Here is a 26,602-nt window from a genome sequence, read left to right as displayed (position 1 = left end):
TCTATCCAAAGAATAAATAACTGACAAATATCGCCGTAATGATTCCTGCTAAATCGGCTGTTAGGCCTGCCCATAAAGTATAGCGAATATTTTTTACCTGTACGGAGCCAAAATATAGGGCAATCACATATAAAATTGTTTCAGCAGAGCCTTGGAATACACAGGCCAGTCGTCCTACAAACGAATCTGCGCCGAAAGTTTTCATCGTATCAATCATCATGGCTCTTGATCCACTTCCACTAACTGGATGTAATAAGGCTGTTGGCATTGCATCAATGAATCGAGTATCTAATCCAGAATGATTGACTACCCATTTCATCCCTTCTACAATAAAATCCAACGTTCCTGAATTGCGTAGACAACTGATAGCGACCAACATCCCTACTAAATAAGGAATGATTTTTACCGATGTTTCAAATCCTCCTTTAGCCCCTTCTACAAATGTGGAAAATATGTCGATTTTCTTCCAAAAAGCAGCCACAATAAAACTTAGGATCAGGGAGAAAAGTAAACCATTGCTGAATATTTTGGATTGAATTTCAATCTGCTCTTTACTTAATGAACTGAAATATGCCAAAATTCCGCCAAAGAATAGCGTCAATCCGACTAGCCAACTTAAAAGAACAGGCTCTAATAGATTGATTTTTTGCTTAACAGCCACGAACATTAAACCGACCAAAGTAGCAGCATAAGTGGCCATTAAACAGGGAATAAAAACATCTGATGCATCTTGTGCACCATAGATGGCTCTTTGCGCCATAATACTTAATGGTATTAAAACGGGGCCCGCACTATGCAAGGTAAGAAACATGATTTGTGCATTAGATGCCGTTTCTTTCGTTGGATTAATATCTTGTAAGCCTTGCATGGCTTTTAACCCAAAGGGAGTGGCTGCATTATCTAAGCCTAATAAATTGGCTGAAAAGTTCATGATCATTTGTCCATGAACGGGGTGATCTGCTGGAATTTCAGGAAATAGTCGAGTAAAAAAAGGACGAATACGCTTAGCTAAAAACTGAATGGCGCCTGCCTTTTCTCCTATTTGTAAGATTCCCATGAAGAAAGTCATGACTCCAGCCAATGGAAGAGCGATTTTCATCACAGCCATTTCAGCCGAATCAAACATTCCATCTACTAATATTTTGAATATTTCGGAATTACCAAAAAACAAGAATTGAATCAATGCTACCACGAAGGCCACTCCAAAAAACAGAAACCAAATCCAATTTAATGCCATAAAGAAAGGTTTGCAGAAAGCGAGCCCTGCCTAGTTAAAATTTGGCTAAATTTAGGGAATTTCTTGATTTTTATGACCTATTCTTTTTCTACCCCCTTAGTATTTGCCTTTAGTTTGATTCTTCAATCTCTCATGGCACAAACCAAACCTTGTTTATATGAGGAGAAAATGCGAAGCCAAGGCTTGGTGGATGTACAAATGGAAATAAAACAAGTATTGGTCCAATTGAAATATGCTACTACAGACAATTTTATGCATCAAAACGTATATGGGTGCTTGACTAAGGCGTTTTTGCAGAAACAAACAGTAGCTAAATTATCGCTAGCACAATCCTTATTAGAAAAGGAAAAACCAGGTTACCGATTATTGATATATGATGCAGCTAGACCTCTATCCAAACAATGGGACCTTTGGAATGCATTACCCCAATATCCGCCCAAAATTCGAAAAAATTATGTGGCTTCCCCGCAAGAACATTCGATTCATAATTATGGAAGTGCTGTGGATTTAACCATCGCAGATGAAAGTGGTCAGGCAATTGATATGGGAACTTCCTTCGATTACTTTGGGAAAAAGGCTTATCCAAAGGCAGAAAAGGAAATGGAAGAGAAAGGGATATTAAGTAAAGAGGTTATTCAAAATCGACTTTTACTTCGAAAAGTGATGCAAAAAGCAGGTTTTCTTCCGATCGAATATGAATGGTGGCATTTCAATGCTTTTTCTCGAGCAGAAGCCAAGAAAAGATTTCAAGTCGTTCAATAAGTGGGATTTATCCTTTTGGCTTGCCGTTTATCCAAAATGTACCCAACGCCCCATCTAAAAATAGTAACATTGTGTTAAATACTTTTCATTAGCTATGTATCGGAAATCATTCCCAACCATTGCCTCTCTTTTTGCGTTGCTTTTTACCTTGGCTTTTGCAGCTCAGGCACAAACAGCTATTCAAGGAAATGGCACCTTAGTGAAGCTTAAATTAACTCAAGCAGTCGATATTGCTTTGCAACATAATTTGAATGTTAAATCATATCAAGTAAGTATGCAAAATGCAGAGCTTCAATTTCAGCAGGCGAAATTTAACCAATTGCCTTCTTTATCGGGTAATATTAATCAATCTGCGAGTTTTGGACGTAGTATTAACCCTTATACAAACGGTTATGATTCAAGAAATATCAATTACAATAACTTAGGATTAAACGCCAATGTTCTGTTATTCAATGGAGGTCAGTTGAAAAACAACATCTTACAAACAGAATTTACATTAAAGGCTACGCAAGAAGATTTACAATCCATTCGTGAAAACATATCCTTACAGGTTGTGCTTTCTTATCTGTCTATCTTAAATGCAGAAGACCAATTGGCAATTGCAAAAACACAGACAGAGATTACGAAATTACAAATTGAAAGAACACAGAAACTGGTTAATGCTGGTTCTGTGGCAATCTCTACGTTACTTGACTTAAAAGCACAATTAGCGAATGAAGAATCGAATGTGGTGAGCTTTCAAAGTGCATTGGATATCAATAAATTGACTTTATTGCAATTATTGAATGATTCAGCCATCAGTCAATTTGAGTTAGAACGTATTCAAGTTCCAGTTCCTAATTCCTCAGCTTATGAATTAAGTATTGCTGATATTTATGCCAAGGCTGTAGAAGCGCAACCTTTGGTTCGGGCAGCAGATTTTCGAGTGCAAGGAGCTGCGAAAAGTGTAGATGTAGCAAAAGCGTTTCGTTTACCAACATTAAGTTTAAGTGGTAGCTGGTCAGCGAACCAATCGAATGCTTTGAAATCGGTACAGGTTTTAGGTACTCAGGAAGTTACTTTAGGTAATGTAAATGTGGGAGGGGTTAATTATCCACTAACAACGACTCAGCCAAAATATGGAGAAGGATCTACCGTTGGCTATTTTGATCAATTGAATAATACTCAAAATAAGGTTGTTTCATTGAACTTAAGTATTCCTATTTTTACTAAATACCAGAATAGAACTCGAGTTTCTCAAGCCAATTTACAGAAAGTTAATGCCGAAATTGAGGCGAGTAAGGCTCGTTTGACTTTGCGTCAAAACATTGAGCAAGCCTATGTTAACATGCTGAATGCCGCGAAGAAATATGAAGCAGGTCTTACGCAAGTTTCGGCCTTAGAAGAGTCTTTTAGAGCGTCTGAAAGTAAATTTGGAGCAGGTACTATTGATTTCGTAAGTTATAATTTACAAAAAACAAATCTTGATAAAGCGAAACTTTCATTGGTACAATCGAAATACGACTATGTATTTAGAACCAAGATTTTGGATTATTATCAAGGTAAAAATTTAACATTTTAATTTTCAATAATTTTAAAGAGATGGCAAAGAACAATAGCAAGCGGACTTGGTTGTTTATCGGAGGTGGAGTAGTTGTGATATTTTTAGGTTTATATATTGCCAAACAGCAAGGTTGGATTGGCAAAGTAGATCCTACGGTGGTGGAATTTGGTAAGGCCAAGAGAGAATCCATTGTAGAAAAAGTATCGGCATCAGGGAAAATTCAACCTGAAGTAGAAGTTAAAGTTTCTCCCGATGTTTCAGGAGAGATCGTTGCTTTGAATATAGCAGAAGGAGACTCTGTGGTAGCCGGTCAAGTTTTATTGAAAATTCGTCCAGATAATTATGTGTCCTTATTAGCTCGTGCAGAGGCTCAGTTGAATGCTATGAGAGCGAGTATGGAACAAAGTAAGGCTGTTTTAGCTCAGAGCGAAGCTCGATTGAGCAAGTCGAAGATTGATTATGATCGTAATTTGAAATTGCACAACGACAAGGTTATTTCGGATGCTGATTTTGACCAGTTCCAGTCGGCATATATGGTGGCAAAGCAAGACCTAGAGTCGGCAAAAGCGAATGTGAAAGCCGCTAGTTTCAATGTGAAAAGTTCAGAGGCAGCCTTGAAAGAAGCGACGACGAATTTAACTAAGACAACCATTTATGCTCCGCAAAGTGGAATTATTTCTAAGTTAAACGTAGAATTAGGGGAGCGTGTAGTTGGAACCTCTCAAATGGCGGGAACAGAAATGTTACGAATTGCGAATTTGAATAATATGGAAGTTCGTGTCAATGTGAATGAAAATGACATTACTCGGGTTAGCCTAGGAGACACGGTAATTATAGACGTGGATGCATTTACTTCCTCAGAGCGCAAGTTTAAAGGGGTTGTATATGAAATAGCAAGTTCAGCGAATCAATCGGGTACGGCTACTTCGGTGACTACAGATGCGGTAACGGAATTTGAGGTAAAGATCCGTGTTTTGAGAGAGTCATATCGTGATTTGATTAAAGGGAAATTGTCATATCCATTGAAGCCAGGTATGACGGCTTCGGTAGAGATATTGACGAATCGTAAAGACAATATTTTGACCGTTCCATTGGCGGCTGTTACAACGCGTGAAATTGGTGGAGAAGTTGCTCCTAAAGAGGGCAAAGATGCTCCAGGAGGAGCGGCAGAGCCAGCGAAGGAAGAGACAGCACAACAAAGCAAAAAGCGTAAGGAGAAGATAAAGGAAGTGGTATTTATCAGTGAGAAAGGCAAAGCGAAAATGGTAGAGGTGAAAACGGGTATTTCTGATTTTGATAATATTGAGATTATCTCAGGATTGAAAGAAGGTCAGGAGATTATTTCAGGGCCATATGCTACGGTAGCTAAGAATTTGAAAGAGGGAGAATTGGTGAAAAAGAAGGATGCTAAGGCAGATGAAAAGAAATAATGTAAGATTTTAAGAAAAAAATAGGTGGCCTTATTGCATATATGCATAATGACACCTATTTTTGCAGTCCCAAAAGGATACAAATTCCTTCTTAGCTCAGTTGGTTAGAGCACATGACTGTTAATCATGGGGTCCCTGGTTCGAGCCCAGGAGAGGGAGCAAACAGAAAAGTCATCAGAAATGGTGACTTTTTTTGTTTATAATCCATCTCTATTTCTTCTATTCATCGATTTTCTTGGTTCGAGCCCAGTAGAGGGGTCTCTTTTTTTACGACACAATTCATCAGGGATTTTACCCACGATTTTCCATTTGTGCCAAGAATGTGCCAAGAGTTGGTTTTATTTTGAATGATAATGGCAGATTTATATCGAATGTTCATCGAACACTTCCAAATGAAACATGGTTATCTTAACTATACACACATATCAAGGGAACTTAACCTGAATGGTTATAAGACGAGGTATGGATGTGAATTTACACCGGCTAGTGTGAGGAGGCTGTACATTCAATGATAGGTTATCATTGAAACTAAAGGGTGACTTTTTTTGTTTATAATTCAACTCTATTTCGTCTATTCATCGATTTTCTTGTTTCAAGCCAATTATCAAGTTTAGTGATTTGTTTGACCAATTTCAATAAGAATTTTTATTTCAGACCTGTTTTTGCTTATTTTAGCAATTACTTAAATAAGAAAAGTTATCTATATTTGTATTATGGATAAAACCTCTTGTATAAGACAACAAGCAGACATTAAACAAATTCTTCGCTGTAAAGAACGTGTTTCAGAACTCCAAGGGTCGTTTGATTATTTGTCGAACGGACTTGAATTGGCTGGGAATAGTGTAAGATTTAAAATCTTGTTTTTACTTTATGAAGAAAAGCGACTTTGTGTATGTGATTTAAGTGATATTTTAGGGATGACTATTTCGGCAGTTTCTCAGCACTTGCGAAAACTCAAAGACAAAAATCTTATTATAACCGAAAGAGAAGCACAAACGATTTATTACTCAATGACTAAAGAATACGACATTTTCTTTAAACCATTTTTTAAAATAATCTATGATAACAAAATTTTAGAAACAATATGAAAACCGACAAAAAACTAATTGGTACAGGTCTTTTGACAGCGTTTGCGGCTTCATTGTGTTGTATCACCCCTGTATTGGCTCTCGTCGCAGGAACTAGCGGACTAGCTTCAACCTTTTCTTGGGTTGAACCATTTAGACCATATTTAATTGGTTTAACAATTTTTGTGTTAGGATTTGCTTGGTATCAAAAACTAAAACCGAAAAAGCAAATCGATTGTAAATGTGAAATAGACCAAAAACAAAATTTTATGCAAACAAAATCATTTTTAGGAATTGTATCAGTTATTGCAATTCTGCTCTTATCATTTCCAATTTATGCTCGTGTTTTTTTCCCAAAAGTTAATAATACTTCAATTATTACACAAGCGTCTAAAACTCAAAAAGTTGAGTTTACAGTTAAAGGGATGACTTGTTCAAGTTGCGAGCATCATGTCAAAACAGAGATTAGTAAACTAAAAGGAATTGTTGAAGTTTTGGTTTCCTATGAGAACGGCAACGCAATTGTTAAATTTGACAATAAACAAACGAGTATAACAGAAATCGAAAAAGCTATTAATTCGACAGGGTATAAATCACTAAAAAGTAAAATTGAATGATAATGGAAATTAAATTACAATCAGTAATAACTTGCCCAAACTGCGGACACCAAAAAGAGGAAACAATGCCAACAAATGCATGTCAGTATTTTTATGAATGTGAAAGCTGTAAAACAAAATTAAAACCTTTACAAGGTGATTGTTGTGTTTATTGCAGTTATGGAAGCGTACCTTGTCCACCAATACAACAGGACAAAAAATGTTGCTAATCGAATCAAATTAAGAAAAAATAGAAAATGTTAATTTTTAAAAAAGTGTTACCTTTGTTATGAGGCCAAAACGTAACTCATTATTTTTCTGATGGTTATGAACTTATAAAGTTCCCCGAAGCTGCATCTTTCGTCTGTAAGGGGAGCAAACAGAAAAGTCATCAGAAATGGTGACTTTTTTTGTTTATAATCCATCTCTATTTCTTCTATTCATCGATTTTCTTGGTTCGAGCCCAGTAGAGGGGTCTCTTTTTTTACGACACAATTCATCAGGGATTTTACCCACGATTTTCCATTTGTGCCAAGAATGTGCCAAGAGTTGGTTTTATTTTGAATGATAATGGCAGATTTATATCGAATGTTCATCGAACACTTCCAAATGAAACATGGTTATCTTAACTATACACACATATCAAGGGAACTTAATCAGAATGGTTATAAGACAAGATATGGATGTGAATATACACCTGCTAGTGTGAGGAGGCTACATCAAAATAGAGTTATACAAACTCCTTTATAATTTTCTTTGCGGTACTTGTATTTCCCCAAGCTGCCAGTTCATGTAAAATTGGAAGAAGTGTTTTACCTGAAGTTGTTAATGTGTATTCAACTTTTGGAGGCATTTCAGTAAATTCCATACGTTTTACCAACCCAAATTCTTCCATTTCTTTTAATTCATTTGCTAAAACCTTATTCGATATAGCGGGGATTATCTGCCTTAATTTCCCAAATCTAATTGTTCGGTCACCAATACAATTCAAAATGATTGGTTTCCATTTACCTCCAATAATACTCATTGCTCTTGTTACAGGGCAATTTAATGGATTGCTGATAAATCGTGGGCTTGAAATACTGGTTACCATTTGGTTACTTGTTTTTACTTATTTGGTTACAAATATATACTATCAAAGCTAACTTTGAAAAAACAAATAAAACATATGAAAAAGATTTTATCCTTATTAACTACAATTTTAATCATGAGTAATTTACAGGCACAAATACATAATGAAACAATTGTCAAAGAATGGCAAAGAGCAAAAGCATACACCATAGAATATTTGGATGCAATGCCGGAAAGTGGATATACATTAAAACCAACTAAAGAAATGCGTTCATTTGCAGGACAAGTTCTCCATTTGAGTGATGCCATCTATGGTTTTGTTGCTTCAGCAACAGATGAAAAACCTACTGCGGCAGATTTAGAGAAATCTAATGATACCGATAAGGCATCAGTTACAGCAAAGGTATTGGCAGCCTATGATTTTGCAATTAACTCAATTCAAAAATATCCTAACTCAAAGTTATCCGAGCATATTAAATTGTTTGGACAATTTGATATGAGTAGAGAACAAGTGTTAAATAAGTGTTTTGAACACCAAACACACCACAGAGGTCAAACTACAGTTTATTTAAGATTGGCTGGAGCAACACCTCCTGCAGAGAAATTATTTTAAAAATTATAAATATGAAATTATCAAAATATATCATTCTCTCATTATTCAATCTGTTTATTTTTTCAATAACAAATGCGCAAATAGAATCAAATAAGGGAAATAATGTGCACATTGAAATATATGTGAATGCTACATTGGGCAATGACTCAAATAATGGAGATAAAGGTTCTCCGCTTAAATCACTTGGTGAAGCTGCTAAGAAGGTAAACACATTAAATGGAAAAGGTTCTATAAATGTGATTTTATCTGAAGGATTATATGCTTTGAATGAAACTGCTGATTTTAACCCTAAGAATTGGAATTTTAGTGAGACATCACGTCTTATTATCACTGCTGAAATTTTACCAAATGATGCACGATGGGAGCCAGCTAAGATGCCAATTATTGTTTCAGCAATGCCCTTTAAAATAGAAAAGAATAATAAAAACGAGATTATTGGAGGTTCTAATTACGGTATTTTAATTCAATCAAGTCATACAACTATACAAGGATTAAGAATTTTAGGTGAACCTGTTCATGAAATACCCAAAGAAGGAGTGCTAATTAGAAATTATCCAATTGTATGGGAAGGGAAGGACTTATATGATTTAGTAGTTACTCAATGTTTATTTTTAGGAAACAAGTTCGCTTTGCCCAACCATTTGGGTATTTTGGCAAATGGCACTGCATTAGATGTTAATCATTGTGTCTTTTATGGAGTTAAAGATGCTGTAGTGATGTGGAATAGGAAATCTGAAAATAGTCAATTACATCATAATCTATTTTTAAACATGTATGGTGCAGCTGTATGGACTTGGTCTACATCCAATGATTTTAAATTTTATAATAATGTAGCATCCAATGTAAACGTCTTTTGGGTATTAGATAAAGATGAAAAAGAAAGTTTTACAATTAAAAACTCATTATTAGTTGGATACAATAGTTTTGTAAATAAAGGCGGTGGCCCTCAAGATTTTGGAACAATTTCGAAAGCTAATAAAATCAATTTTGGTCAAAATTTTAAGATGTTAAAATCTGGCAAACTAAATATTATTGAAGACCAAACGAATAAAAAGTTCTTACATATAAAAGATGGCACACTAGGGTCTGAATTTGGTGCTGGGTTATTTAAATAAAAATATAAATACTAATGAAAAATATAATTAAGTGCCTTTTATTATTTTCTTTAAATCTTATTTTAATTGAAAATGTACATTCACAAAAGTTGCAATTAGGAAATCAAATATTTGAATTACATAATGTCAAAGGTGAAATCATCCAATTCCAGGGTTCAAAAGTATTAAAGATTGAGAGAGACCTAATTGCACTTCCATTCGATTCCACAAGATTAGAAGCTACTGTTGATGACCGTCATTATGCCAAATTAATTGGAATAGATGATTTCGAGAATGGAACAATTGAAGTTAAAATGTATAGTCAAATTCAGAATCCATCTCCATATAAACCAGCAGCTGGATTTATAGGAGTGTACTTTAGAATTGCTGAAAATGATACAGCCTTTGAATCAATTTACCTTAGACCAAAAGTAGGTAGGGCAAGTAATCAGCTCTTCAGGAACCACGCGGTACAATATTTTGCCTATCCTCATGCAAAATTTGATACTTTGAGAAAAATTGCACCTTTCAAATATGAAGGTTCTGCGCCAGTTGCATTAAATGAATGGATAACGATGCGAATAGAGATAAATGGTGAACAAGCTGAAATGTTTATCAATAATATGAAGTATTCATCATTTATAGTAGATAAGATGTTGGGGAATGTTAAACGAGGAGGTGTTGGACTCTATGTTGATATTGCAACAATTGGTTACTTCAAAGACTTGAAAGTGACTAAAAGAACATTAAGAGTTCCAAAAGTAAATGGAAATAAAATTGACGGTATATAATTTAATGTTTTTACCTTTGTTATGAGGCCAAAACGTAATTCATTGATTTACTAATGGTTATGAACTTATAAATCTCCCCGAAGCTGCATCTTTCGTCTGTAAGGGGAGCGGATATAAAAGAAAAAGGGTTATACTTGTATAAGTGTAACCCTTTTTGATTTTATGAAAAAGTTTTCTGTTTTCCTTCTAATATTACTCTCTTTAAATTTGAATGGGCAATCAGTTCAAAAGAGGAATTGGGAGTATTCAAAAGTTGTGTACACCGCATCCTCCAAAAAGAAAATAATTATTACAAATAGTTTACCTAAGGGAGGCGGAATCGTTTCATACAAAGGAAAAGAGTACAATTATTTCATTTTTTGGACTAATGTACGTAATGAAGCACCATCGCCTCTGGATTTAAAAATTAAAATTCCGACAATCATTTCCTTTAAATCTAATGAATTGTACGCTAAAGTTGCCTTTACAAAGTCAAATATGACAGTTGACAAAGAGCAAGAGTTCGATTATGGTCTTACGGGCATACCATCTCTTTTAAATAATGAATCAAATCAATTAAAGGATTTGAATAATAGAATTTCACCATTCAATAATTATTTATTTTACAGCGCAATTTTCATCCATAAAACAAAGTGGCCGGTTAGGGCAGAATATATATTAAAAGACAAAACACTATTTTACAAGATTACAGCCGGTACAGATGTTGTAACGGTTCCCTGTGGTAGTCTTGATTTTAAGAATTAATTAGTACGATTTTTGCTAATAGAAATGAACCTCCTGCAAAATTGTACAAAGTTCAACCCTTCAATTTCCTAATAGTCACAAACTCAATCATCGCATTATAGCTGCATCTTTCGTCGGAAAGGGGAGCTAGATTCAAAAAGAGGTCATTTTCGACCTCTTTTTTTGTTTTACCACTCTCCAAAACCCCTTTTCGTTAATAGGGCTTGAGTTGGTGTCGTTTACTTGATGGCTGCAACTTTATTAATTTCAACTAGAAACATTTCTGAAAAATGCAATTAAGTATATTTCATTTATTCTTAACTTTTGTTCTTTTTTAGAAAGAAACGAGGTTTTCAAGTAAAAAACGAAATATTTTTTGTCAAATTATCAAATCACAAACATATGTCGCAACATATTGGAATAAAAGACAAACAACTCATCTCACTGGAGGGGAAGGTATTGCAAGATGAAATAGAAGGATTAATTATTCATCGTACTCCGCCAATTGAAGATGAACGAGGTGAAGTTGTGGAAGTTTACAGGCCAAGTTGGAATATAAGTTCAGAGCCGATGGTGTATGCATATGCTGCAACTATCAGACCTCAAGTTATAAAAGGTTGGATTGTCCACAAATTACAAGATGATCGTATTTTTGTTAATCGAGGGGTTCAATTATGGGCATTTTTTGACAATAGGGAAAATTCTCCCACGTATAAAAACTTTATGAAGATTACTGTTTCTGAAAGGAATAGAAGCTTGATTATTATTCCTAAAGGTGTTTATCATGCAGTAAAAAATATTGGAATAGATGAAGCTCAATTTATCAATTTTCCCACAATGCCATATAATAGAGCTTCACCCGATAAGTATAGATTACCAGTAAAAAATGATTTGATTCCATTTGATTTTACCAAAGATGGGCAATAAATATCCATTAGTTACTGTAATTATCGCTACATATAATTCTCCTATTACCTTGCAATGTGCCATTCAAAGTGTTTTAAATCAGGATTTTAAAGACTTTGAGGTTTTAGTGATTGGTGATTGTTGCCCTGCAGACTATGGAAATGTTGTCAATAATTTTAATGATGACAGGTTACATTGGTTTAATTTACCACAAAATGTTGGATCTCAATATGGTCCCAATAATGAAGGAATAAAAAGAAGTAGGGGGAAATATATCGCATATCTTGGACATGATGATTTGTGGTTTTCAAATCATTTGAGCAGTTTGGTTGGTTATCTTGAAGAAACAGATTCCGATTTAGTACATTGCCTCTCTACTTTGATTAGTCCCATTGGAGCATACAAAGTGATTGGTCCGCCAGCAAATGGTAGGAACTACTCAAATTGTCATGTTCCTCCATCATCATGGCTGTATAAAAAAAGCTTGACAGATGAATGTGGTCTCTGGCATAAGCAGGAATTGCTCAGTGTGGGTGCAGATCAGGATTATCTAAATAGGATTGCTTTGTTAGGTAAAAAAATTAAATTTTATAATAACCTAATGGTGTTGAAGTTTGTATCCGGGGATTGGGGCTTGTATTCAAAAAAGAATAATTTTCCTCAGCTTTACTATTTAGAAAAGCTGGAAAAAGATCCGAAAAAACTGATTGAAGAGACTCTTTTTGAATTAGCAACCAGGTTTTCAATGACTTATGCAGAGAGAAAACCAATTTTAGTAAGCTTAAGAAGCCTATTGGGAAATACTTTATTTTATTTGTTTAAATTTTCTACTCGTAATAAATGGCCCTTGAACAAAATACGTATTTACTTCTATCAAAGAGTCAGAAGAAAAAATCGGAAATTTCGAGGGTTAGAGGACTAAAATATATAGAAGGATGAACAACGGATGGATATTTGACAAGTATTTACTCGCTGTTTGCTGCTTGACATCAGTAGTTTATTTTATTAGTACTTCAAACATTGCATCCAGAATTGTTGCATCCAGGACAAAGAGATTTGCATCATCGAATGTTATGTTTAATATTTTCCTTTTGCTTTCACAATTTGCAACAACTATCCAAGCACCACTGTTAGCCAAGATGATTGAAAATGATATTTCAGCAGGAAATAAACCCAATGATACTATTTTTAGGGTAGTCATTTTTTCAGCAACTCTTGGTACAATTTTGGGAGGATTTGCTATACCCACCTTACATCGGTTTATGGAAAAGGGGGTTGATTCGATGTATAAGCATAGTTCGGTTTTTAAATTATTCCTTAAATCATTTAAAACTAAAACATTTCTACATTTCAAGGATAGTATTAAAGTTGCTAATATCAATAACTATAAACAACTTCTCAATCTTGAAGGTATAAATAGGTCAATTATTTTAATGAACATTGTGGTGTATAGTTTTACAACGATCAGTATATTGTCATGTCTATATGCAGGTTATATAAATCCTGAGCTGAGGACAACAGCTCTTTCTATGAGCGGAATAGCCAATGGATTTGGAGCTATACTTATGATTTTATTATTACAGCCTTATGATGCTATATTAACAGATAAAGTGATTGACGGGACTGTATCTCATACATTTTTCCGAAGGCATTTATCTTTTGTGGTAATTTCCAGGATAGTGGGGACTTTATGTGGCCAATTTTTATTTATTCCAATGTCCAGATTGATTGCATTTTTGGCATCTTCTATATAGAATTATTATTTTTTATGTTTAAGAGATATAGATGGCTGCAAGATTCCTTCTATTAAGGGAGCATAAAACAAAAAGAGGTCAATTAGACCTCTTTTTGTTTTAAAGCAACTACCTATTTCTTTAAAGGGACATTTTCTGAGGTTTCATCTTTTTCTAGCTGTTTAATTCTTCAATTTTGCCATAGCTCTCACAGGAAATGTTCCTACACCTTTAAATTTTGGTGGAATTGCACTAAATGTAAAGCCCTCTTGAGGCAATAGATTTAGATTGCACAAATGTTCAACTATTAAAATTTCAGCGCCTAGAAGTATGGTATGAACAGGTCTTGAATTTCCTGTGGTATTATCAATATTATGAGAATCAATTCCAACTAATTTAACCCCGCATACTTTTAAATAATTAGCAGCACATTCTGTTAGATAAGGATGGTTTTCATAGTAGTTATCTGTGTTCCAATGTCTGTCCCAGCCCGTATGAATCAAAACAGCCTTATTTCTTATTTCGTAGTTTTTTAAATATTCTGCTGTTATTTCTAGTGTTTTTGAATATGGAATAGAGATGACAATTGCATCAAGGTCTGTAAAACAGTCTAATTGAATTTCAGAAAGATCTTTACCGTTCTCGTACCGATGAAATGGGCAATCAATATAGGTACCCGTATTGGTAACCATTTCGATTTTTCCAATTTGGAATTGCGTTCCTTCTTCGTAAATTTTTTTTGAGTTTTCTCTACTCAAATAGTCACAAACAATAGGTGCAGGCAGGCCTTTATAAGTCACAAGACCGTGTTCAATAGTGTGACTTAAATCTACGAATGTTTCAATTTCTACTTTAGCGTTTATGGGTTTTCTTTTATGTGGCTCGTTCAAAATTTCTTTATTCAGAATTTTGGTTTCACCTACCATTAATAGTCGCAAATCGTCGACGATATAATCTGCTAATTCTTTATCAGATATATTTTCTCCTAAAATATCAAGACGAAAATCCTCTCCTTTGATGCCTCCTCCATTCGTAAAGTATATTTCGAAGTCAAATTTTACTCTTTTTTCCATTTGTAATGTTTAAATATTTTACTTTTTCCTGGGTCAATATATTTGGAAATCGATCAAAAGTAATTAATTCTTTTCTTGATTTTTGTACATGTTAGCAAGTCGCCTCAGGAAACAAGCATTAAGGTTATTCATTTAATTTATTGATAGTTGCAAGTTCGGTAGCATCTACCCACTTAATTAAGGGAGCAATTTTAAATTAAAAAAGTTATACTTGTAAAGTGTAATCCTTTTAATATTTATGAATAAGTATTCTCAAATATTTAACACAAAGTTGGACCGATTTTCTACTTTTCTTCTAATACTACTTTCTTTAAACTTGAAGGGACAGTCAGTTCATAATCGGAAGTGGGAGTATACTAAAGTTGTTTATACCTCTTCAACTAAAAACTCAACAATCATTACAAATAGTTTACCCAAGGGAGGTGGTATCGTTTATCAAAAAGGGAAAGAATACAATTATTTTATTTTTTGGGCCAATATCCGTAATGAATCCCCCTCGCCATTAGAATTACAAATTAAATTTCCGACACTTAATTTTTTCAATTCTGACAAATCTCACTTTTTAGTAGCATTTACTAAAGCTAAAATGTCCTTCGACAAAGTGCAAGATTTCGACTATGGACTCATTGATTTACCTTCTCTTTTAAACAACGAATCAAACCAATTAAAGGATTTAAAAAACAGGATTTTACCCAAAAATGAATATTTGTTTTATGTTCCAGTTTTTATTCATAAAACAAAATGGCCAGTCAGGGCTGAATTTATATTAAAAGATAAAAAGCTATTTTATAAGGTTACAGCAGGCACAGATACTGTTATTGTTCCTTGTGGAGGGATTAAATTCCTAAATTAAAGAAACGGTTATTTTTGAACTCAAAACAATTATCCAAAACCTTAGACAATGTTTAACCAGCTAATTTCTTGACAGTTGCATATTCAATCATCGCGTTATCGTTGCATCTTTTGTCTGTAAGAGGGGCAAAACACAAGAAAGAGGGCATTTTTGCCCTCTTTCTTATTTCAATTAAATCTTGTTAATAGGCTTCGATGGTAAAATGTGTGTCTAGCCTTATCTTACTTATTTAGCCATAAGAAATTTATTGACATCTAACCAATGCATAAATGCCTCAAACCAGCGATTACTGGTTCTATTGGGATTCCCTAAACCAAATCCATGTCCTCCATTTTGATATAAATGAAATTCTACGGGACGTCCAGCTTTAAACCAAGAATCAATCACTCCAAATTGGGAATTAAATAAAAAATCATCTGAGGCGATTACATTGAACATGGGAGGAGCATTTTTAGGTACTTGTACTGGGCCCATTCCCCCATAGATCGGACCAATGAAAGCCAGTTTCATTGTTTTGGAATGTAGCGTGGCATGCATGGTCAAGCCAGCTCCCGCAGAAAAGCCAACCATTCCAATTCGACTGGTGTCAATGCCCCATTCATTGGCATTTTTTAACAGTATGGCATAAGCAGCTTCTGCATCTTCTAGTTGGTTTGTTAAATCTAATTGAACAGGGGGTGAAGGAGGATTATTTTTTGATCCATCCTCTGATTTTGGCGGTGCGGGACGTGGTCGATTCATCCAAGCGGTAAATTCGTCCAACGATTCAGCTGTTGGGAATAACCTATATTTTAAAACAAATGCAGCTATTCCTTTTTTGGCAAGGGCTTCAGCTACTTCCCAACCTTCATTTCCCATGGAAAGCCATCGATATCCTCCACCTGGTGCAACAATGACAGCAGCCCCATTGGCCTTTCCTTTTTCTGGTAAGAAGGGCGTTAATGTGGCTTTAGAAATATTTCGTGCCATGGGGTCTCCCCACTGACGAAACCAAGTTTCCGGTGCAGGTTGATCTTTCACAGATCCTGTACCTAAGGGGATGGCATTGGGTTCTTTAGGGGTTTCAAGCGGATAAATCTTACCGTCCTGTGCCAGAGCATTCCATGTGATGCAATGCAGGATTATGACAAAAACGACTGGGTATGTTTTTTTGTAAAATTTTGTCATGATATTTCAATTGTTAGTTTAGTAAATCTGTATTCCCACAATAAATATATACAGCCGAATGTATATAAACTTTTCCACTTATTCTATAATTATTACTAGATTCGTGCTTAAGGTGGAAATACTTGAACGTTTAAACAAAGTGAAATCGAACTTACTATCGTGTATTTAATGGGTTGAGGTAGTTTTCTTTGTATTTATTTCTGTAAAGGAAGGCGCATAGCTCTATTGGAGTATCATAGGTTTAATTTTAAAAAAACCGTATACCATCTTGGCGCTTAAAATAAGTATGACCAGCCCCAATATCAACCTTAATTTATGGGGGGCTGTTGTTTGTGCCTTTCGGACCCCTAGACCGCTAGTAGAGAAAACGCCAATTAATATGGGAGCTGAGATCGTCAACGAAATATAACCTAGTTGAAGCGGTAGAATATGCTGGAAGCTAGAATGAGAATCAATCATTAAATAGCTTGCTGTAATAGGTATTGCTAGCATAGCAACAACTCCGATTGAAATGGAGCTCGCTTTTTTAAATGGAATTTTTATGATATCAGTTAAAATTGGAATCACAATAATGCCACCACCTATGCCTGAAAAGGATGAAATAATTCCAGCAACAACTCCAATCAGAGGAAAATAATAGAGTCTTCGATTTTCAGTAGTAGCAGTCGAATCATGTGGTTTATATAACAGCATTCTTCCAGCTAAAAATAGGAGTAAGGAAAAGAATACTACATCAAAATCTGACTTATGGTACCAATTGCCATTTCTAATTAATTCTGTTAATATAAAAGCCGTAATCATGCCTGGAAGGCTTATGAATAAAACTTCTTTTACATAGATATTTTTTACTTTGAACTGTTTATAACTAACATTAAGTCCAGTAAAAGTGGTTATAAAAAAAGAATGAGCGAGCATAAATTTAACTACTTCATTCTCTGGGACTTTTAAATAATGAAACAATAGATCAAATGCTGGGATTAAGATCAGGTTGCCACCTGTACCTACAAGGCCAGAATAATAGCCTACTGCTGCCCCAACGACTAATAGAATAAGGAATAAAGTAATCGTCATGTCTAAAATTAGTTCATTATGCTCATATCTTGATTGAAAACAGTAATTATCTGTTTCTCAATATTATCCATTACTTTTCTGATTCTACCTATTGCTATTTCCAAAGGTAGAGAGCAATATTCTCTCCTATTTTATACTGAATTTAAACTTGCTATCACTTCTGATGGCTTTCCTTTTTAAGGAACAAGATTTGAGCGTGTTACAATTTTTATCGGGATTCTGAATGTCAAGGATAGCAGAAATTCTTTGATGGAATCCATTCTTTCAGTTTGTACAAAACCGTTCATCATTAATTACGGAGGCCTATTTTTTATTTTTTTTATTTTTAAAAAATATCTAAAACCTATATGTTTAAATCATTCGTTCTAAGTATCATTCTACTATCTAGTTATGTTGCAATAGGTCAAAATCGTGTTCAAATTCATGGTAAATTAGTAGATACAAGTGGTCATCCATTATCACAGGCTACAGTGATGTTGTTGCTACCCAAAGACTCATCCTTGGTTAACTTTGGTCGTGCCAATGATCAAGGAATTTTTGAATTCAAAAATGTTAAGCGTCAACCCTACATATTTAAGGCGTCTTATGTGAGCTATGTTCCATTGCAAATGGATGTGAAACCAGATCAAGAGGTGTCAATTGATTTAGGGGCATTAATGATGAAACCTATTTCCAAGGAATTATTTGAAGTGGTAGTTAGAACAGCGAAAGCACCATTGAGTATTCGGGGAGATACAATTGAGTACAATGCCGCCTCATTTAAAGTGCCACCAGGGGCAACGGTTGAAGATTTGTTAAGAAAGCTTCCCGGGATGGAGATTGAGGCAGATGGAAGTATTAGGGCGCAAGGTCAAACGGTGAAAAAAGTGACCGTTGATGGGCGAAGTTTTTTTGGATCTGATCCGAAATTAGCGACTAAAAATTTAGTAGCAGACGCGATTCAAAAGGTTCAAGTATTTAATGGGAAAACAGAAGCCGCTAAGGTGACGGGTATTGACGATGGAAAAAAGGAGAAGACGATTAACTTAGAATTAAAGGAAAGCCACAAGAAGGGAGGGTTTGGTAAAATTACGGGAGGGATTGCTACAGAAGGAAGAAAAGAAGTAAAAGGGAATTACAATAAATTTGATGCAAAAAACCAATTGTCTTTGATTGGATTAGGTAACAATACGAATCAATCGGGGATGTCTTTTGATGATTACCAAGATTTCAGAGGTAGTCAAGCATTTTCCTGGGGAAATGAAGCGGATTTTGGTTTTACTGGGAATGGACGCTACTTTTCATTTGATGATGGTGATGATCAAATGGGGATTCCAATTGGAGGCAGACGCGATGGTTTTTCAAAGAATTATTCGGGCGGGGCTAATTACAATTATGATACGAAAAAGACCAAATTCAGTTCGAATTACTACTTCAATCAATCCGAAAGGATCATCGATAAAATCTCAAGTACGCAACGCTTTTTTCAAGAGAAAACGCAAAATTCAGCGGATACAACTAGCCAGCGAACGTTCTCTGGAAATCATCGGATGAGTATGCGTTATGAGAAATCAATCGATACTTTGAACACGCTTATTTTAATCAGCAATGGTAAATTATCATTTGGAAATGCGGATCAAAATAGTCGAATTTTTCAACAATTATTGGTTCAAAATAATCTTAACCCGCGCCAAACGAAATTGTTAAATGGAAGCGAACAGCAATCATTTACGATACAAAACACAGCTATTTTTCGACATAAATTTGCTAAAAATGGACGCAGCTTTTCAGCAAGTGCGGGGTATAATTATGCTAATTCTGATGGATCCTCTACCCAAAAATCACTCAGCCAATTCTTAAGTGCCACGACACTTCGAGATTCAATTCAGGCAATTGATCAGTTGACAAATAACTTCTCTAAAAAGACTCAGATTAAGTCAAGCCTCTTTTTTGTAGAACCATTGTCTAAAGCATTTTTTTGGGAGTCTTTTTTTAATACGAGTTTCCAAAGTAATCGCTTAAACCGAGATCTATTTGATCGTGGCTCCTCTAGTCTTGAAACTAGAAATGACAGTTTAAGTCGATATTATGATAATAATTTAACCTACAATCGATTAGGTTCTAGCATTCGCTATTCAAAGGATGGGGTGAATGTGACAGTAGGTTTAGCTGCTCAGCAGTTTAATCTTACGGGAGACTTTAGAAAATCAGCTAGTGCACCTAATTTGGCCAATATTGATTTAAATTATTTTGCTTGGATCCCTAAAGTGGGAGTTGATTTAGAATTAAAAAATAATCGCTACTTATTTTTTTCATACGATAAATCAGTTCAGGAGCCGAGCATCCGGGATTTACAGCCTATTGTTGATAATAGTAATCCCTTGTTTTTGCGTGTCGGTAATCCGAATTTATTACCAAGTCTTAATCATTCGATAAGTTCTGGTTTTAACTTATTTGATGCAGCTAATTTCTTAAACTTATATACAAATCTATCCTACAATTATAACGTAAACCAAGTGGTTTATAACCAAAGTATCAATTCGAATGGTGTCGTATTAACCAAGCCTTTGAATATATCTGGAGGGGAGAGTTATGTTGGTTATTTTGGATTCGGTTTTCCATTGAAAAAAACGGTTAGTACGATGAATATTAATGCTGATTTTAATTTGGCAAAAAACCCTCTTTTTTTGAATGATGTTTTGTCTAATACAAATACCAATGCAGGCAACTTGGGAGCACGTATTTCTTTCACACCCAATGATCGAATCACGTTTTATATGAATGCGAGATTCGGCTTGAACAATACAAGTTATGATAAATCAGCTTTGCCAGAGCAAACCATTCGCAATACTCAGTTTGGATCTGAATTAACGGTTAACTTCGGTAAGAATACCTTTTTGTCATATAATTTAGACTATAAAGTGTATGAGAATAAGACGCGCGGATTGTACCAAGAAATGCCTATTTTGAACGTTTCTATGTTCAAATATTTAGGGAAGGCGCAAAAATCGGAAATTCGATTGACTGTGTACGATGTATTTAAAAAGAACCTTGGAGTGAATCAATTTGCGTTTCAAAATTTTGTAAGTTTTGAAAAAACCCAAACGCTTTCTCAATATGTTATGTTAAGTTATACGTATAATATGCGAGGTTTAAGTTCGCCCATTCGTAAAAGATAAAATATGAAGCAAATAGGAATTTTGTTGTTTTTGATTTCTTTTTCTGCCTTCTCTCAAGAAGGGAAAAAGGAGGGAATAGTTCAGTACGAGCGAACGACTTTTTGGACCAATATTGTGACTCGCTTAACGTATTTAAGTGCAGAAGAGAAAGACCGAGTTAAGTTGACTTGGGGAAGCTCAGATGAAGGTTGGAAACAAAAAATGACCTTGGCATTTAATGAGAATCAAAGCTTGTATATGCAAGGGGAGGATAATGCTGAACAGGGTTGGGCAGGTCGAAAAGAGACCTTTTTCTTAACAAAGAATTTTGCGACAGAACATTCTACAGACTACATTGATTTATTAGGAAAGACCTATATGGTGGATGACTCTTTACATGCACCCAACTGGAAAATATTGAATCAAATTAAAGAAGTGGCAGGCTATATTTGTATGAAAGCGGTGACAGTCGATACCGTGAAAAAACAGACAATTACGGCTTGGTTTGCGCAGGATATTCCTGTTCAAGCAGGCCCAGAGAGGTATTTTGGTTTACCTGGTTTAATTTTGGAATTGGATATCAATGACGGGGATGTAACCATTATTGCAAATAAAGTTGAGTTTAAAAAACTGACGAATGAATTCAATTTGAAGAAAATAAAAGGCAAGAAAATCTCGGATGCTGAATACAATAAAATCATTGCGGATTTCATTAAAGAATCCATTAAAGGGTTTCGAAATCCTTATTGGGGATTGAGGTATTAATGCTCATGGAAGTTATATTAGAAGAGTACATTTTAGCGACATTAAATCAATGAAAAAAATACTATTTGCGTTGACCTTATTCTTCTTTGGGAATGTACATGCTCAAAGCTCGCTGAGTTCTGCTGCATTTAGACCAAAGGAAGTATATCATTCAGAGGATTTATTAATTATTCAAATTTCTAAGAATGCATATGTGCATACTTCATTTCTTCAAACAAATGATTTTGGAAAAGTTCCTTGTAATGGCTTGATCATTCGGGATTCTAATGAAGTGGTGGTGTTTGATACTCCAACCAATAATAATTCTGCGACTGCCCTAATCAAATACATAAAAGAAAAGTTGCATTGTAAAATAAACGCCATTGTACCAACCCATTTTCACGAAGATTGTTTGGGTGGTTTAGCCTCATTTCATGAGCATAAAATTCCTTCATTTGCGAATTTTACTACCATAGAATTAACAAAAGCAAACCAAGTTATTTCCCCTCAAAATGGATTTAAAGAGTCCCTAAAATTGAAAATGGGGAAAACATTTACAAGGCTTACATTTTTTGGTGAAGGTCATACCAAGGATAATGTGGTCGGCTATTTTCCGAAAGAAAAAATACTATTTGGTGGCTGCCTAATAAAAGAGATGGAAGCAACGAAGGGATATTTAGGTGACGCTAATGTGGGGGAGTGGTCTAGTACGGTAGAGAAAATCAAACAAGCCTACCCCGATGTTCAGCTTGTTATTCCTGGACATGGAAAAATAGGAGGAATAAACCTGCTTGATTATACGATTAAATTATTTAAAACTCCGTAATAGTCTATCTCATCACAGCTTGTAGGAGTATCAAATGTAAGACTCTTTCTAGAGGGTAAAAGGGTATATTAAGATCAACGATTTCAGTATGATAATAGGGTTCATATAGCCTTTTCTCTTGTTTTATTGTTTGTTTATGCCTCCTTGATTTTGACAACTACTTTTCCTTTGGTTCGGCCACTGGATACATAGTCCATGGCTTCATTTATTTGATCAAAAGTAAAATACTTATCTACTACAGGTTTGATAACTCCAGCATCAATTAAATGGGCAATTTCTGATAATTGTTTTCCACTGGGCTTCATGAATAAAAAGGAATAATTAATCCCCTTGGCCTGTGCTTGTTTTCTGATCTTTCTACTCAAAAGAGATATGATTAGTTTGATTATCCAGGATGCATTGATTTCTTTCGCAAAGGCAGGATCTGGAGGGCCTGAAATGGAAATTACTTTTCCGCCAGGTTTTAAAATTTGTAAAGACTTTTCGAGCGTTTTATTGTCTTGGCTGTTTAAGACGACATCGTAGTCTTGGAGTATCGTTTCAAAATCTTGCGTTTTATAATCGATTACAACATCAGCATCTAAACTTTTCACTAACTCACTGTTTGCTTCACTGGTGCTTGTGGCAACTGTTGCCCCCAAATGCTTAGCCAATTGAATGGCCATTGTTCCTACGCCACCTGAACCAGCTTGAATGAAGATTTTCTGACCTTTTTTAAGTGCAGCTTTTTCAACAATCGCTTGCCAAGCTGTTATAGCAACCAAAGGGAAAGAAGTGGCATCATCAAAGGAAATGTTGTTGGGTTTTAATGCTAAATCATTTTCATTGACAGCAATATATTCAGCAAAAGTACCAATGTGGTAATCAGCAGGACGGCCAAAGACCTCATCACCAATTTTGAATTGACGGACTTTTGAGCCGATTTCAACGATGGTTCCTGCTAAATCATGTCCTAAAATCAATGGAAATTTATAGGGCATGAACTGCTTAAATTCGCCAATTTTAAGTTTGAAATCCAAAGGGTTTATACTAGAAGCATGTATTTGAACTAACACTTCATTGTCTTTCACTTTTGGCTGAGGAACTTCAGCCAATTGAAGTTTATCTTCTTTGCTGTAACGGTTAATGATATAAGCTTTCATCTTTTTTATTTTAAATATTTTTCAGCGTTTCTTGGATTCACTAAAGCAAATGCCAATTTAGGGAATATTCGATTCAGTAAATACATGGTGCCAGTATATCCCATTCGAATGGTGTATTGATCTTTTTGTAAGCCTAAAATAAGCCCTTTTATTAGTTTTTCTGGACTCATTTTTTGAATATCTCTGTGTGCAATTAATTCAGTTTCTACAGCAGGAGGTAATAGCTCAAAGACTTTAACGGAGCTGTTAGCGATACGCAAATGTTCTCTTAGTGACTTGGTATAAAACCCTAATGCAGCTTTGCTTGCAGAATATGTTGCTTCTAACAAAGAAGGTACATAACTCAACACAGACGTAGTGTTTATGATGGCCCCTTCTTTTCTTGAATTTAGCATCGTCATAAATAGATTATTTAATCGAACGACCCCCGTATAATTAATGTCCATTTCATAAGCGGCTCCTTGTGCATGTTTGTCACTTGCAATGCCTAAGTTGGAGGGCATAACGCCAACTCCTGCGTTATTATATAGAATATCAATTCCTCCCAACTCTTCAATTTGCTTATATAGAGCCAGCGCATCTTCTTCCTTTGCCACATCACTTTTTAAGGTTATTAAGCTTGGATAGCGTTTTTTAGCTTCATCTAGTTTCTCTTGATTTCTACCCGTAATAATGACTTTGGTATCTAATTGTAAGAATTGCTTAGCAGCTTCAAGTCCAATACCAGCACTGCCCCCTGTTATTAAAATTGTTTTATTTGTTAAGTTCATATTGTAAATGTTTAAGAAAAGCGATAATTTCACTTTCAAATTGCAAGTGCAAAGCTAATAAAGAACTTGCAAATTGCAAGTGATTATTTATATTATTTATGAAAAAAAGTAAAAAAAGGTCAGACTGTCCAATAAGTTGCTCTCTTGATATTTGGGGCGACAAGTGGTCCTTAATTATTGTTCGAGATTTAATGTTTGCCAAACAATGCACCTATGGTGATTTTCTGAAATCAGAAGAGAAAATAGCAACCAACATTTTGGCTTCACGCCTGCATTCCCTTGAAGAAAATGGAATTATTAGCAAGTCGGAACATCCGGATAGTAAAGCGAAAGTCTTATATAGACTGACACAGAAAGGAATCGATTTATTACCAATAATGGTAGAAATTAATTTGTGGGCAGACAAATATTATGACCTACCAGCAACTAGAAAGGAAGAATTGAAAGAAGTAAAAAAAGATAAAGAAAAGTATATTAAGCTGGCGGTTAAAGAACTAGGAAATTGAACCATTTATTTGGCAAACAATTTACTAGAATCCCTTAATTATCAGATCATTATAAATTCAGTTTCTTTTTTTCGCGAATCGCATAATCGACGGCCCTAGCGGTAAGCGCCATGTAGGTCAGAGATGGGTTTTGAGTAGAAGTGGAAGTCATACATGAGCCATCTGTGACAAACACATTTTTACAATGATGCATTTGGTTAAAGGCATTTAACATGGAGGTTTTAGGGTCTTTTCCCATTCGAACTCCTCCCATTTCATGATTTTCGTTTCCAGGGACCCGTTTCGTATCTATTGGTTGTATATTTTTGAAACCTGCAGCCTCATACATTTCCGTAAATTGTTGATGAAAATCTTTTAACATCTTCTCATCATTATCGTCATAAGCTACCGAAACTCGAAGTTGGGGTATCCCGTACTTATCCTTTAATTGTTTATCTAATTGAACAGTTGAATGTGCTTTAGGAATGGTTTCCCCCATCATTCCCACATTGATGTGCCAATTTCCTAGCTTTTGAGCCAATAAAGATTGCTTTAAAGACTCTCCCACGAGGTCTTTTGCATTTTCAACAATCCGACTTGCCGAAAGGTTACTAGCATAGCCTCTCAAAAAATCCGTTTCTTGTTGATATACATTTCTAAATCGTGGGATATACCCAGAAGTGGGTCTTTTCCCTTCTGTTTTATAAGCTAAATCTCCATCGTATTCTGCGGTTATTCTACCTCGATAACTATGAAAAGCCATATGTGTACCCAATATTCCAGAATCATTTCCCAGTCCATTGGGGAAGCGAGAAGAGATGGAATTCAATAAGATTAAATTAGTGGCTAATGGGGAGGCATTCACAAAAATAATGGAGGCAAAATATTCCTCCATTTCATGAGTTAAAGCATTGACCACTCGAACCCCTATGGCTTTATTTTTCTTCTCATCAAAAATGATGGAATGAGCAATGGCATGCGTTTTTAAGGTTAAATTTCCCGTTTTATATGCCGCAGGTAAGGTGGCAGAATTGCTACTAAAATATCCCCCATACGGGCAACCACGTTCACAAAGTGTTCGATTTTGGCATTGGCTTCTACCCACCGACATATGGATTTTATCCGCCTGACTTAAATTGGCTGTCCGAGCTATAATGACATGTCGATCTGTATACTTGTTTTTAAGTACTTGACCAAAATGTTTCTCCACACAAGACAAGTCAAAGGGCTTTATAAAATCACCGTCTGGTAATGTTGCTAAACCATCTTTATTTCCCGATATACCTACAAATTTTTCTACATAACTATACCAGGGAGCAATATCTTTATAGCGAATAGGCCAGTCGACAGCAAAACCATCTCGCGCTGGACCTGTAAAATCAAAATCACTCCACCGCTGTGTATGACGTCCCCATAAAAGAGATCGCCCTCCTACGTGGTAGGCTCGAATCCAGTCATAAGGCTTTTCTTGAATGTAAGCCTGTTCTTCGTCTTTGGTTAAAAAATGAGACGTGGCTTCGGAAAAAATGAAATTTTTGCTGGCAATTTTGTAATCCTTTTTCAGCTCTAATGGCACTTGTCCTCCATGTGGAAAATCCCATGGATTGTGCATGGCCGTTGGATAATCAGTAACATGTTTTACGTCTCGTCCTCGATCTAACAAGAGTGTTTTCAATCCTTTTTCGGTGAGTTCTTTGGCAGACCATCCTCCACTAATGCCTGAACCAATCACAATTGCGTCAAATGTATGTTTATCTTTTACATTCAT

At 35.2% G+C, this 26,602-nt stretch carries 26 protein-coding genes and 1 tRNA gene; 19 read left to right on the top strand and 8 right to left on the bottom strand.

Translation table 11 applies throughout. From position 1 onward, the window contains the following. Position 1: 1 nt before the first annotated feature. Positions 2-1,237 (bottom strand): nucleoside recognition domain-containing protein, encoded by a 1,236-nt coding sequence (locus HME7025_RS00135; protein WP_109321692.1) that lies wholly within the window; start codon positions 1,235-1,237, stop codon positions 2-4. Positions 1,238-1,369: 132 nt separating this feature from the next. Between HME7025_RS00135 and HME7025_RS00130 the strand changes: the two genes are divergently transcribed. From HME7025_RS00130 to HME7025_RS13475, 7 genes are all read left to right on the top strand, one after another. Further along, positions 1,370-1,999: a M15 family metallopeptidase gene (locus HME7025_RS00130; RefSeq protein WP_226998245.1), complete on the top strand. Its 630-nt coding sequence runs from the start codon at positions 1,370-1,372 to the stop codon at positions 1,997-1,999. 94 nt (positions 2,000-2,093) lie between these two features. Next, positions 2,094-3,560, top strand: a complete 1,467-nt coding sequence (locus HME7025_RS00125) for a TolC family protein (RefSeq protein WP_109321691.1) — start codon at positions 2,094-2,096, stop codon at positions 3,558-3,560. 20 nt (positions 3,561-3,580) lie between these two features. After that, on the top strand, positions 3,581-4,972 hold the full coding sequence (locus HME7025_RS00120) for an efflux RND transporter periplasmic adaptor subunit (RefSeq protein ID WP_109321690.1): 1,392 nt from the start codon (positions 3,581-3,583) through the stop codon (positions 4,970-4,972). Positions 4,973-5,057: 85 nt separating this feature from the next. Then, a tRNA-Asn gene (locus HME7025_RS00115) sits at positions 5,058-5,131 on the top strand. Between the two features lie 554 nt (positions 5,132-5,685). After that, the gene (locus tag HME7025_RS00110) at positions 5,686-6,060 is read left to right on the top strand and encodes an ArsR/SmtB family transcription factor (RefSeq protein WP_109321689.1); all 375 of its coding nucleotides are present in this window, start codon (positions 5,686-5,688) and stop codon (positions 6,058-6,060) included. Beyond that, complete coding sequence (gene merTP, locus HME7025_RS00105; RefSeq protein WP_109321688.1) at positions 6,057-6,656, top strand: mercuric transport protein MerTP; 600 nt, start codon at positions 6,057-6,059, stop codon at positions 6,654-6,656. Before HME7025_RS00110 ends, merTP begins: the two co-directional genes overlap by 4 nt. 2 nt (positions 6,657-6,658) lie before the next feature. Then, positions 6,659-6,865, top strand: a complete 207-nt coding sequence (locus tag HME7025_RS13475; protein WP_109321687.1) for a GDCCVxC domain-containing (seleno)protein — start codon at positions 6,659-6,661, stop codon at positions 6,863-6,865. A gap of 500 nt (positions 6,866-7,365) precedes the next feature. Here the strand turns inward: HME7025_RS13475 and HME7025_RS00095 are convergent, their stop codons facing one another. After that, the gene (locus HME7025_RS00095) at positions 7,366-7,728 is read right to left on the bottom strand and encodes a winged helix-turn-helix transcriptional regulator (RefSeq protein WP_109321686.1); all 363 of its coding nucleotides are present in this window, start codon (positions 7,726-7,728) and stop codon (positions 7,366-7,368) included. Between the two features lie 75 nt (positions 7,729-7,803). Here HME7025_RS00095 and HME7025_RS00090 point away from each other — a divergent pair, with 75 nt between their 5' ends. From HME7025_RS00090 to HME7025_RS00060, 7 genes are all read left to right on the top strand, one after another. Next, the gene (locus tag HME7025_RS00090; RefSeq protein ID WP_109321685.1) at positions 7,804-8,319 is read left to right on the top strand and encodes a DinB family protein; all 516 of its coding nucleotides are present in this window, start codon (positions 7,804-7,806) and stop codon (positions 8,317-8,319) included. A gap of 11 nt (positions 8,320-8,330) precedes the next feature. Then, a complete protein-coding gene (locus tag HME7025_RS00085; protein ID WP_109321684.1) occupies positions 8,331-9,434 on the top strand; it encodes a right-handed parallel beta-helix repeat-containing protein in 1,104 nt (367 codons plus the stop codon). 14 nt (positions 9,435-9,448) lie between these two features. After that, the gene (locus HME7025_RS00080) at positions 9,449-10,204 is read left to right on the top strand and encodes a hypothetical protein (RefSeq protein ID WP_109321683.1); all 756 of its coding nucleotides are present in this window, start codon (positions 9,449-9,451) and stop codon (positions 10,202-10,204) included. 162 nt (positions 10,205-10,366) lie between these two features. Next, the gene (locus HME7025_RS00075; RefSeq protein ID WP_109321682.1) at positions 10,367-10,948 is read left to right on the top strand and encodes a hypothetical protein; all 582 of its coding nucleotides are present in this window, start codon (positions 10,367-10,369) and stop codon (positions 10,946-10,948) included. Between the two features lie 381 nt (positions 10,949-11,329). After that, positions 11,330-11,854 carry a dTDP-4-dehydrorhamnose 3,5-epimerase family protein gene (locus tag HME7025_RS00070; protein WP_109321681.1) on the top strand — a complete coding sequence of 175 codons (525 nt, stop codon included), beginning with the start codon at positions 11,330-11,332 and terminating at the stop codon, positions 11,852-11,854. After that, a complete protein-coding gene (locus HME7025_RS00065) occupies positions 11,844-12,755 on the top strand; it encodes a glycosyltransferase family 2 protein (protein ID WP_109321680.1) in 912 nt (303 codons plus the stop codon). Before HME7025_RS00070 ends, HME7025_RS00065 begins: the two co-directional genes overlap by 11 nt. A 13-nt stretch (positions 12,756-12,768) precedes the next feature. After that, positions 12,769-13,587, top strand: coding sequence for a lipid II flippase family protein (locus HME7025_RS00060; RefSeq protein WP_109321679.1), 819 nt, complete (start codon positions 12,769-12,771; stop codon positions 13,585-13,587). Positions 13,588-13,748: 161 nt separating this feature from the next. Here the strand turns inward: HME7025_RS00060 and HME7025_RS00055 are convergent, their stop codons facing one another. Continuing rightward, positions 13,749-14,639, bottom strand: a complete 891-nt coding sequence (locus HME7025_RS00055; RefSeq protein ID WP_109321678.1) for a cyclase family protein — start codon at positions 14,637-14,639, stop codon at positions 13,749-13,751. A 238-nt stretch (positions 14,640-14,877) separates the two neighbouring features. On the opposite strand from HME7025_RS00055, the gene HME7025_RS00050 reads away from it, so the two are divergent. After that, positions 14,878-15,492: a hypothetical protein gene (locus HME7025_RS00050; protein WP_154401903.1), complete on the top strand. Its 615-nt coding sequence runs from the start codon at positions 14,878-14,880 to the stop codon at positions 15,490-15,492. Between the two features lie 225 nt (positions 15,493-15,717). Here HME7025_RS00050 and HME7025_RS00045 read toward each other — a convergent pair whose 3' ends face one another. Together HME7025_RS00045 and HME7025_RS00040 are read right to left on the bottom strand one after the other, a co-directional pair. Then, positions 15,718-16,659: an alpha/beta hydrolase gene (locus HME7025_RS00045; RefSeq protein WP_109321676.1), complete on the bottom strand. Its 942-nt coding sequence runs from the start codon at positions 16,657-16,659 to the stop codon at positions 15,718-15,720. A gap of 222 nt (positions 16,660-16,881) precedes the next feature. Further along, positions 16,882-17,730, bottom strand: coding sequence for a sulfite exporter TauE/SafE family protein (locus HME7025_RS00040; RefSeq protein ID WP_109321675.1), 849 nt, complete (start codon positions 17,728-17,730; stop codon positions 16,882-16,884). 347 nt (positions 17,731-18,077) lie between these two features. On the opposite strand from HME7025_RS00040, the gene HME7025_RS00035 reads away from it, so the two are divergent. The 3 genes from HME7025_RS00035 to bla are packed head-to-tail and all read left to right on the top strand — an operon-like array spanning position 18,078 to position 22,437. Beyond that, positions 18,078-20,888: an outer membrane beta-barrel protein gene (locus HME7025_RS00035; RefSeq protein ID WP_109321674.1), complete on the top strand. Its 2,811-nt coding sequence runs from the start codon at positions 18,078-18,080 to the stop codon at positions 20,886-20,888. Between the two features lie 3 nt (positions 20,889-20,891). Next, positions 20,892-21,632, top strand: coding sequence for a GLPGLI family protein (locus HME7025_RS00030; RefSeq protein ID WP_109321673.1), 741 nt, complete (start codon positions 20,892-20,894; stop codon positions 21,630-21,632). Between the two features lie 49 nt (positions 21,633-21,681). Beyond that, entirely contained in the window at positions 21,682-22,437 is a 756-nt protein-coding gene (gene bla / locus HME7025_RS00025; protein WP_109321672.1) for a subclass B1 metallo-beta-lactamase, read from the top strand. A gap of 134 nt (positions 22,438-22,571) precedes the next feature. On the opposite strand, the gene HME7025_RS00020 is transcribed toward bla, so the two are convergent. Further along, complete coding sequence (locus tag HME7025_RS00020; RefSeq protein ID WP_109321671.1) at positions 22,572-23,579, bottom strand: NADP-dependent oxidoreductase; 1,008 nt, start codon at positions 23,577-23,579, stop codon at positions 22,572-22,574. Positions 23,580-23,584: 5 nt separating this feature from the next. Further along, positions 23,585-24,349 (bottom strand): SDR family oxidoreductase, encoded by a 765-nt coding sequence (locus HME7025_RS00015; protein ID WP_109321670.1) that lies wholly within the window; start codon positions 24,347-24,349, stop codon positions 23,585-23,587. 98 nt (positions 24,350-24,447) lie between these two features. On the opposite strand from HME7025_RS00015, the gene HME7025_RS00010 reads away from it, so the two are divergent. Beyond that, the gene (locus HME7025_RS00010) at positions 24,448-24,855 is read left to right on the top strand and encodes a winged helix-turn-helix transcriptional regulator (protein ID WP_109321669.1); all 408 of its coding nucleotides are present in this window, start codon (positions 24,448-24,450) and stop codon (positions 24,853-24,855) included. A 49-nt stretch (positions 24,856-24,904) separates the two neighbouring features. On the opposite strand, the gene HME7025_RS00005 is transcribed toward HME7025_RS00010, so the two are convergent. Continuing rightward, a complete protein-coding gene (locus tag HME7025_RS00005) occupies positions 24,905-26,602 on the bottom strand; it encodes a GMC oxidoreductase (protein WP_109321668.1) in 1,698 nt (565 codons plus the stop codon).

The sequence above is a fragment of the Aquirufa nivalisilvae genome (assembly GCF_003143535.1).
GTDB classification, from domain to species: domain Bacteria; phylum Bacteroidota; class Bacteroidia; order Cytophagales; family Spirosomataceae; genus Aquirufa; species Aquirufa nivalisilvae.
This window is presented reverse-complemented; position numbering and strand designations above follow the sequence as displayed.

Coding starts and splice junctions, on each gene's coding strand:
- HME7025_RS00135 (WP_109321692.1), bottom strand. CDS start 1,237: ATGGCATTAAATTGGATTTGGTTTCTGTTTTTTGGAGTGGCCTTCGTG.
- HME7025_RS00130 (WP_226998245.1), top strand. CDS start 1,370: ATGGCACAAACCAAACCTTGTTTATATGAGGAGAAAATGCGAAGCCAA.
- HME7025_RS00125 (WP_109321691.1), top strand. CDS start 2,094: ATGTATCGGAAATCATTCCCAACCATTGCCTCTCTTTTTGCGTTGCTT.
- HME7025_RS00120 (WP_109321690.1), top strand. CDS start 3,581: ATGGCAAAGAACAATAGCAAGCGGACTTGGTTGTTTATCGGAGGTGGA.
- HME7025_RS00110 (WP_109321689.1), top strand. CDS start 5,686: ATGGATAAAACCTCTTGTATAAGACAACAAGCAGACATTAAACAAATT.
- merTP (WP_109321688.1), top strand. CDS start 6,057: ATGAAAACCGACAAAAAACTAATTGGTACAGGTCTTTTGACAGCGTTT.
- HME7025_RS13475 (WP_109321687.1), top strand. CDS start 6,659: ATGGAAATTAAATTACAATCAGTAATAACTTGCCCAAACTGCGGACAC.
- HME7025_RS00095 (WP_109321686.1), bottom strand. CDS start 7,728: ATGGTAACCAGTATTTCAAGCCCACGATTTATCAGCAATCCATTAAAT.
- HME7025_RS00090 (WP_109321685.1), top strand. CDS start 7,804: ATGAAAAAGATTTTATCCTTATTAACTACAATTTTAATCATGAGTAAT.
- HME7025_RS00085 (WP_109321684.1), top strand. CDS start 8,331: ATGAAATTATCAAAATATATCATTCTCTCATTATTCAATCTGTTTATT.
- HME7025_RS00080 (WP_109321683.1), top strand. CDS start 9,449: ATGAAAAATATAATTAAGTGCCTTTTATTATTTTCTTTAAATCTTATT.
- HME7025_RS00075 (WP_109321682.1), top strand. CDS start 10,367: ATGAAAAAGTTTTCTGTTTTCCTTCTAATATTACTCTCTTTAAATTTG.
- HME7025_RS00070 (WP_109321681.1), top strand. CDS start 11,330: ATGTCGCAACATATTGGAATAAAAGACAAACAACTCATCTCACTGGAG.
- HME7025_RS00065 (WP_109321680.1), top strand. CDS start 11,844: ATGGGCAATAAATATCCATTAGTTACTGTAATTATCGCTACATATAAT.
- HME7025_RS00060 (WP_109321679.1), top strand. CDS start 12,769: ATGAACAACGGATGGATATTTGACAAGTATTTACTCGCTGTTTGCTGC.
- HME7025_RS00055 (WP_109321678.1), bottom strand. CDS start 14,639: ATGGAAAAAAGAGTAAAATTTGACTTCGAAATATACTTTACGAATGGA.
- HME7025_RS00050 (WP_154401903.1), top strand. CDS start 14,878: ATGAATAAGTATTCTCAAATATTTAACACAAAGTTGGACCGATTTTCT.
- HME7025_RS00045 (WP_109321676.1), bottom strand. CDS start 16,659: ATGACAAAATTTTACAAAAAAACATACCCAGTCGTTTTTGTCATAATC.
- HME7025_RS00040 (WP_109321675.1), bottom strand. CDS start 17,730: ATGACGATTACTTTATTCCTTATTCTATTAGTCGTTGGGGCAGCAGTA.
- HME7025_RS00035 (WP_109321674.1), top strand. CDS start 18,078: ATGTTTAAATCATTCGTTCTAAGTATCATTCTACTATCTAGTTATGTT.
- HME7025_RS00030 (WP_109321673.1), top strand. CDS start 20,892: ATGAAGCAAATAGGAATTTTGTTGTTTTTGATTTCTTTTTCTGCCTTC.
- bla (WP_109321672.1), top strand. CDS start 21,682: ATGAAAAAAATACTATTTGCGTTGACCTTATTCTTCTTTGGGAATGTA.
- HME7025_RS00020 (WP_109321671.1), bottom strand. CDS start 23,579: ATGAAAGCTTATATCATTAACCGTTACAGCAAAGAAGATAAACTTCAA.
- HME7025_RS00015 (WP_109321670.1), bottom strand. CDS start 24,349: ATGAACTTAACAAATAAAACAATTTTAATAACAGGGGGCAGTGCTGGT.
- HME7025_RS00010 (WP_109321669.1), top strand. CDS start 24,448: ATGAAAAAAAGTAAAAAAAGGTCAGACTGTCCAATAAGTTGCTCTCTT.
- HME7025_RS00005 (WP_109321668.1), bottom strand. CDS start 26,602: ATGAATGTAAAAGATAAACATACATTTGACGCAATTGTGATTGGTTCA.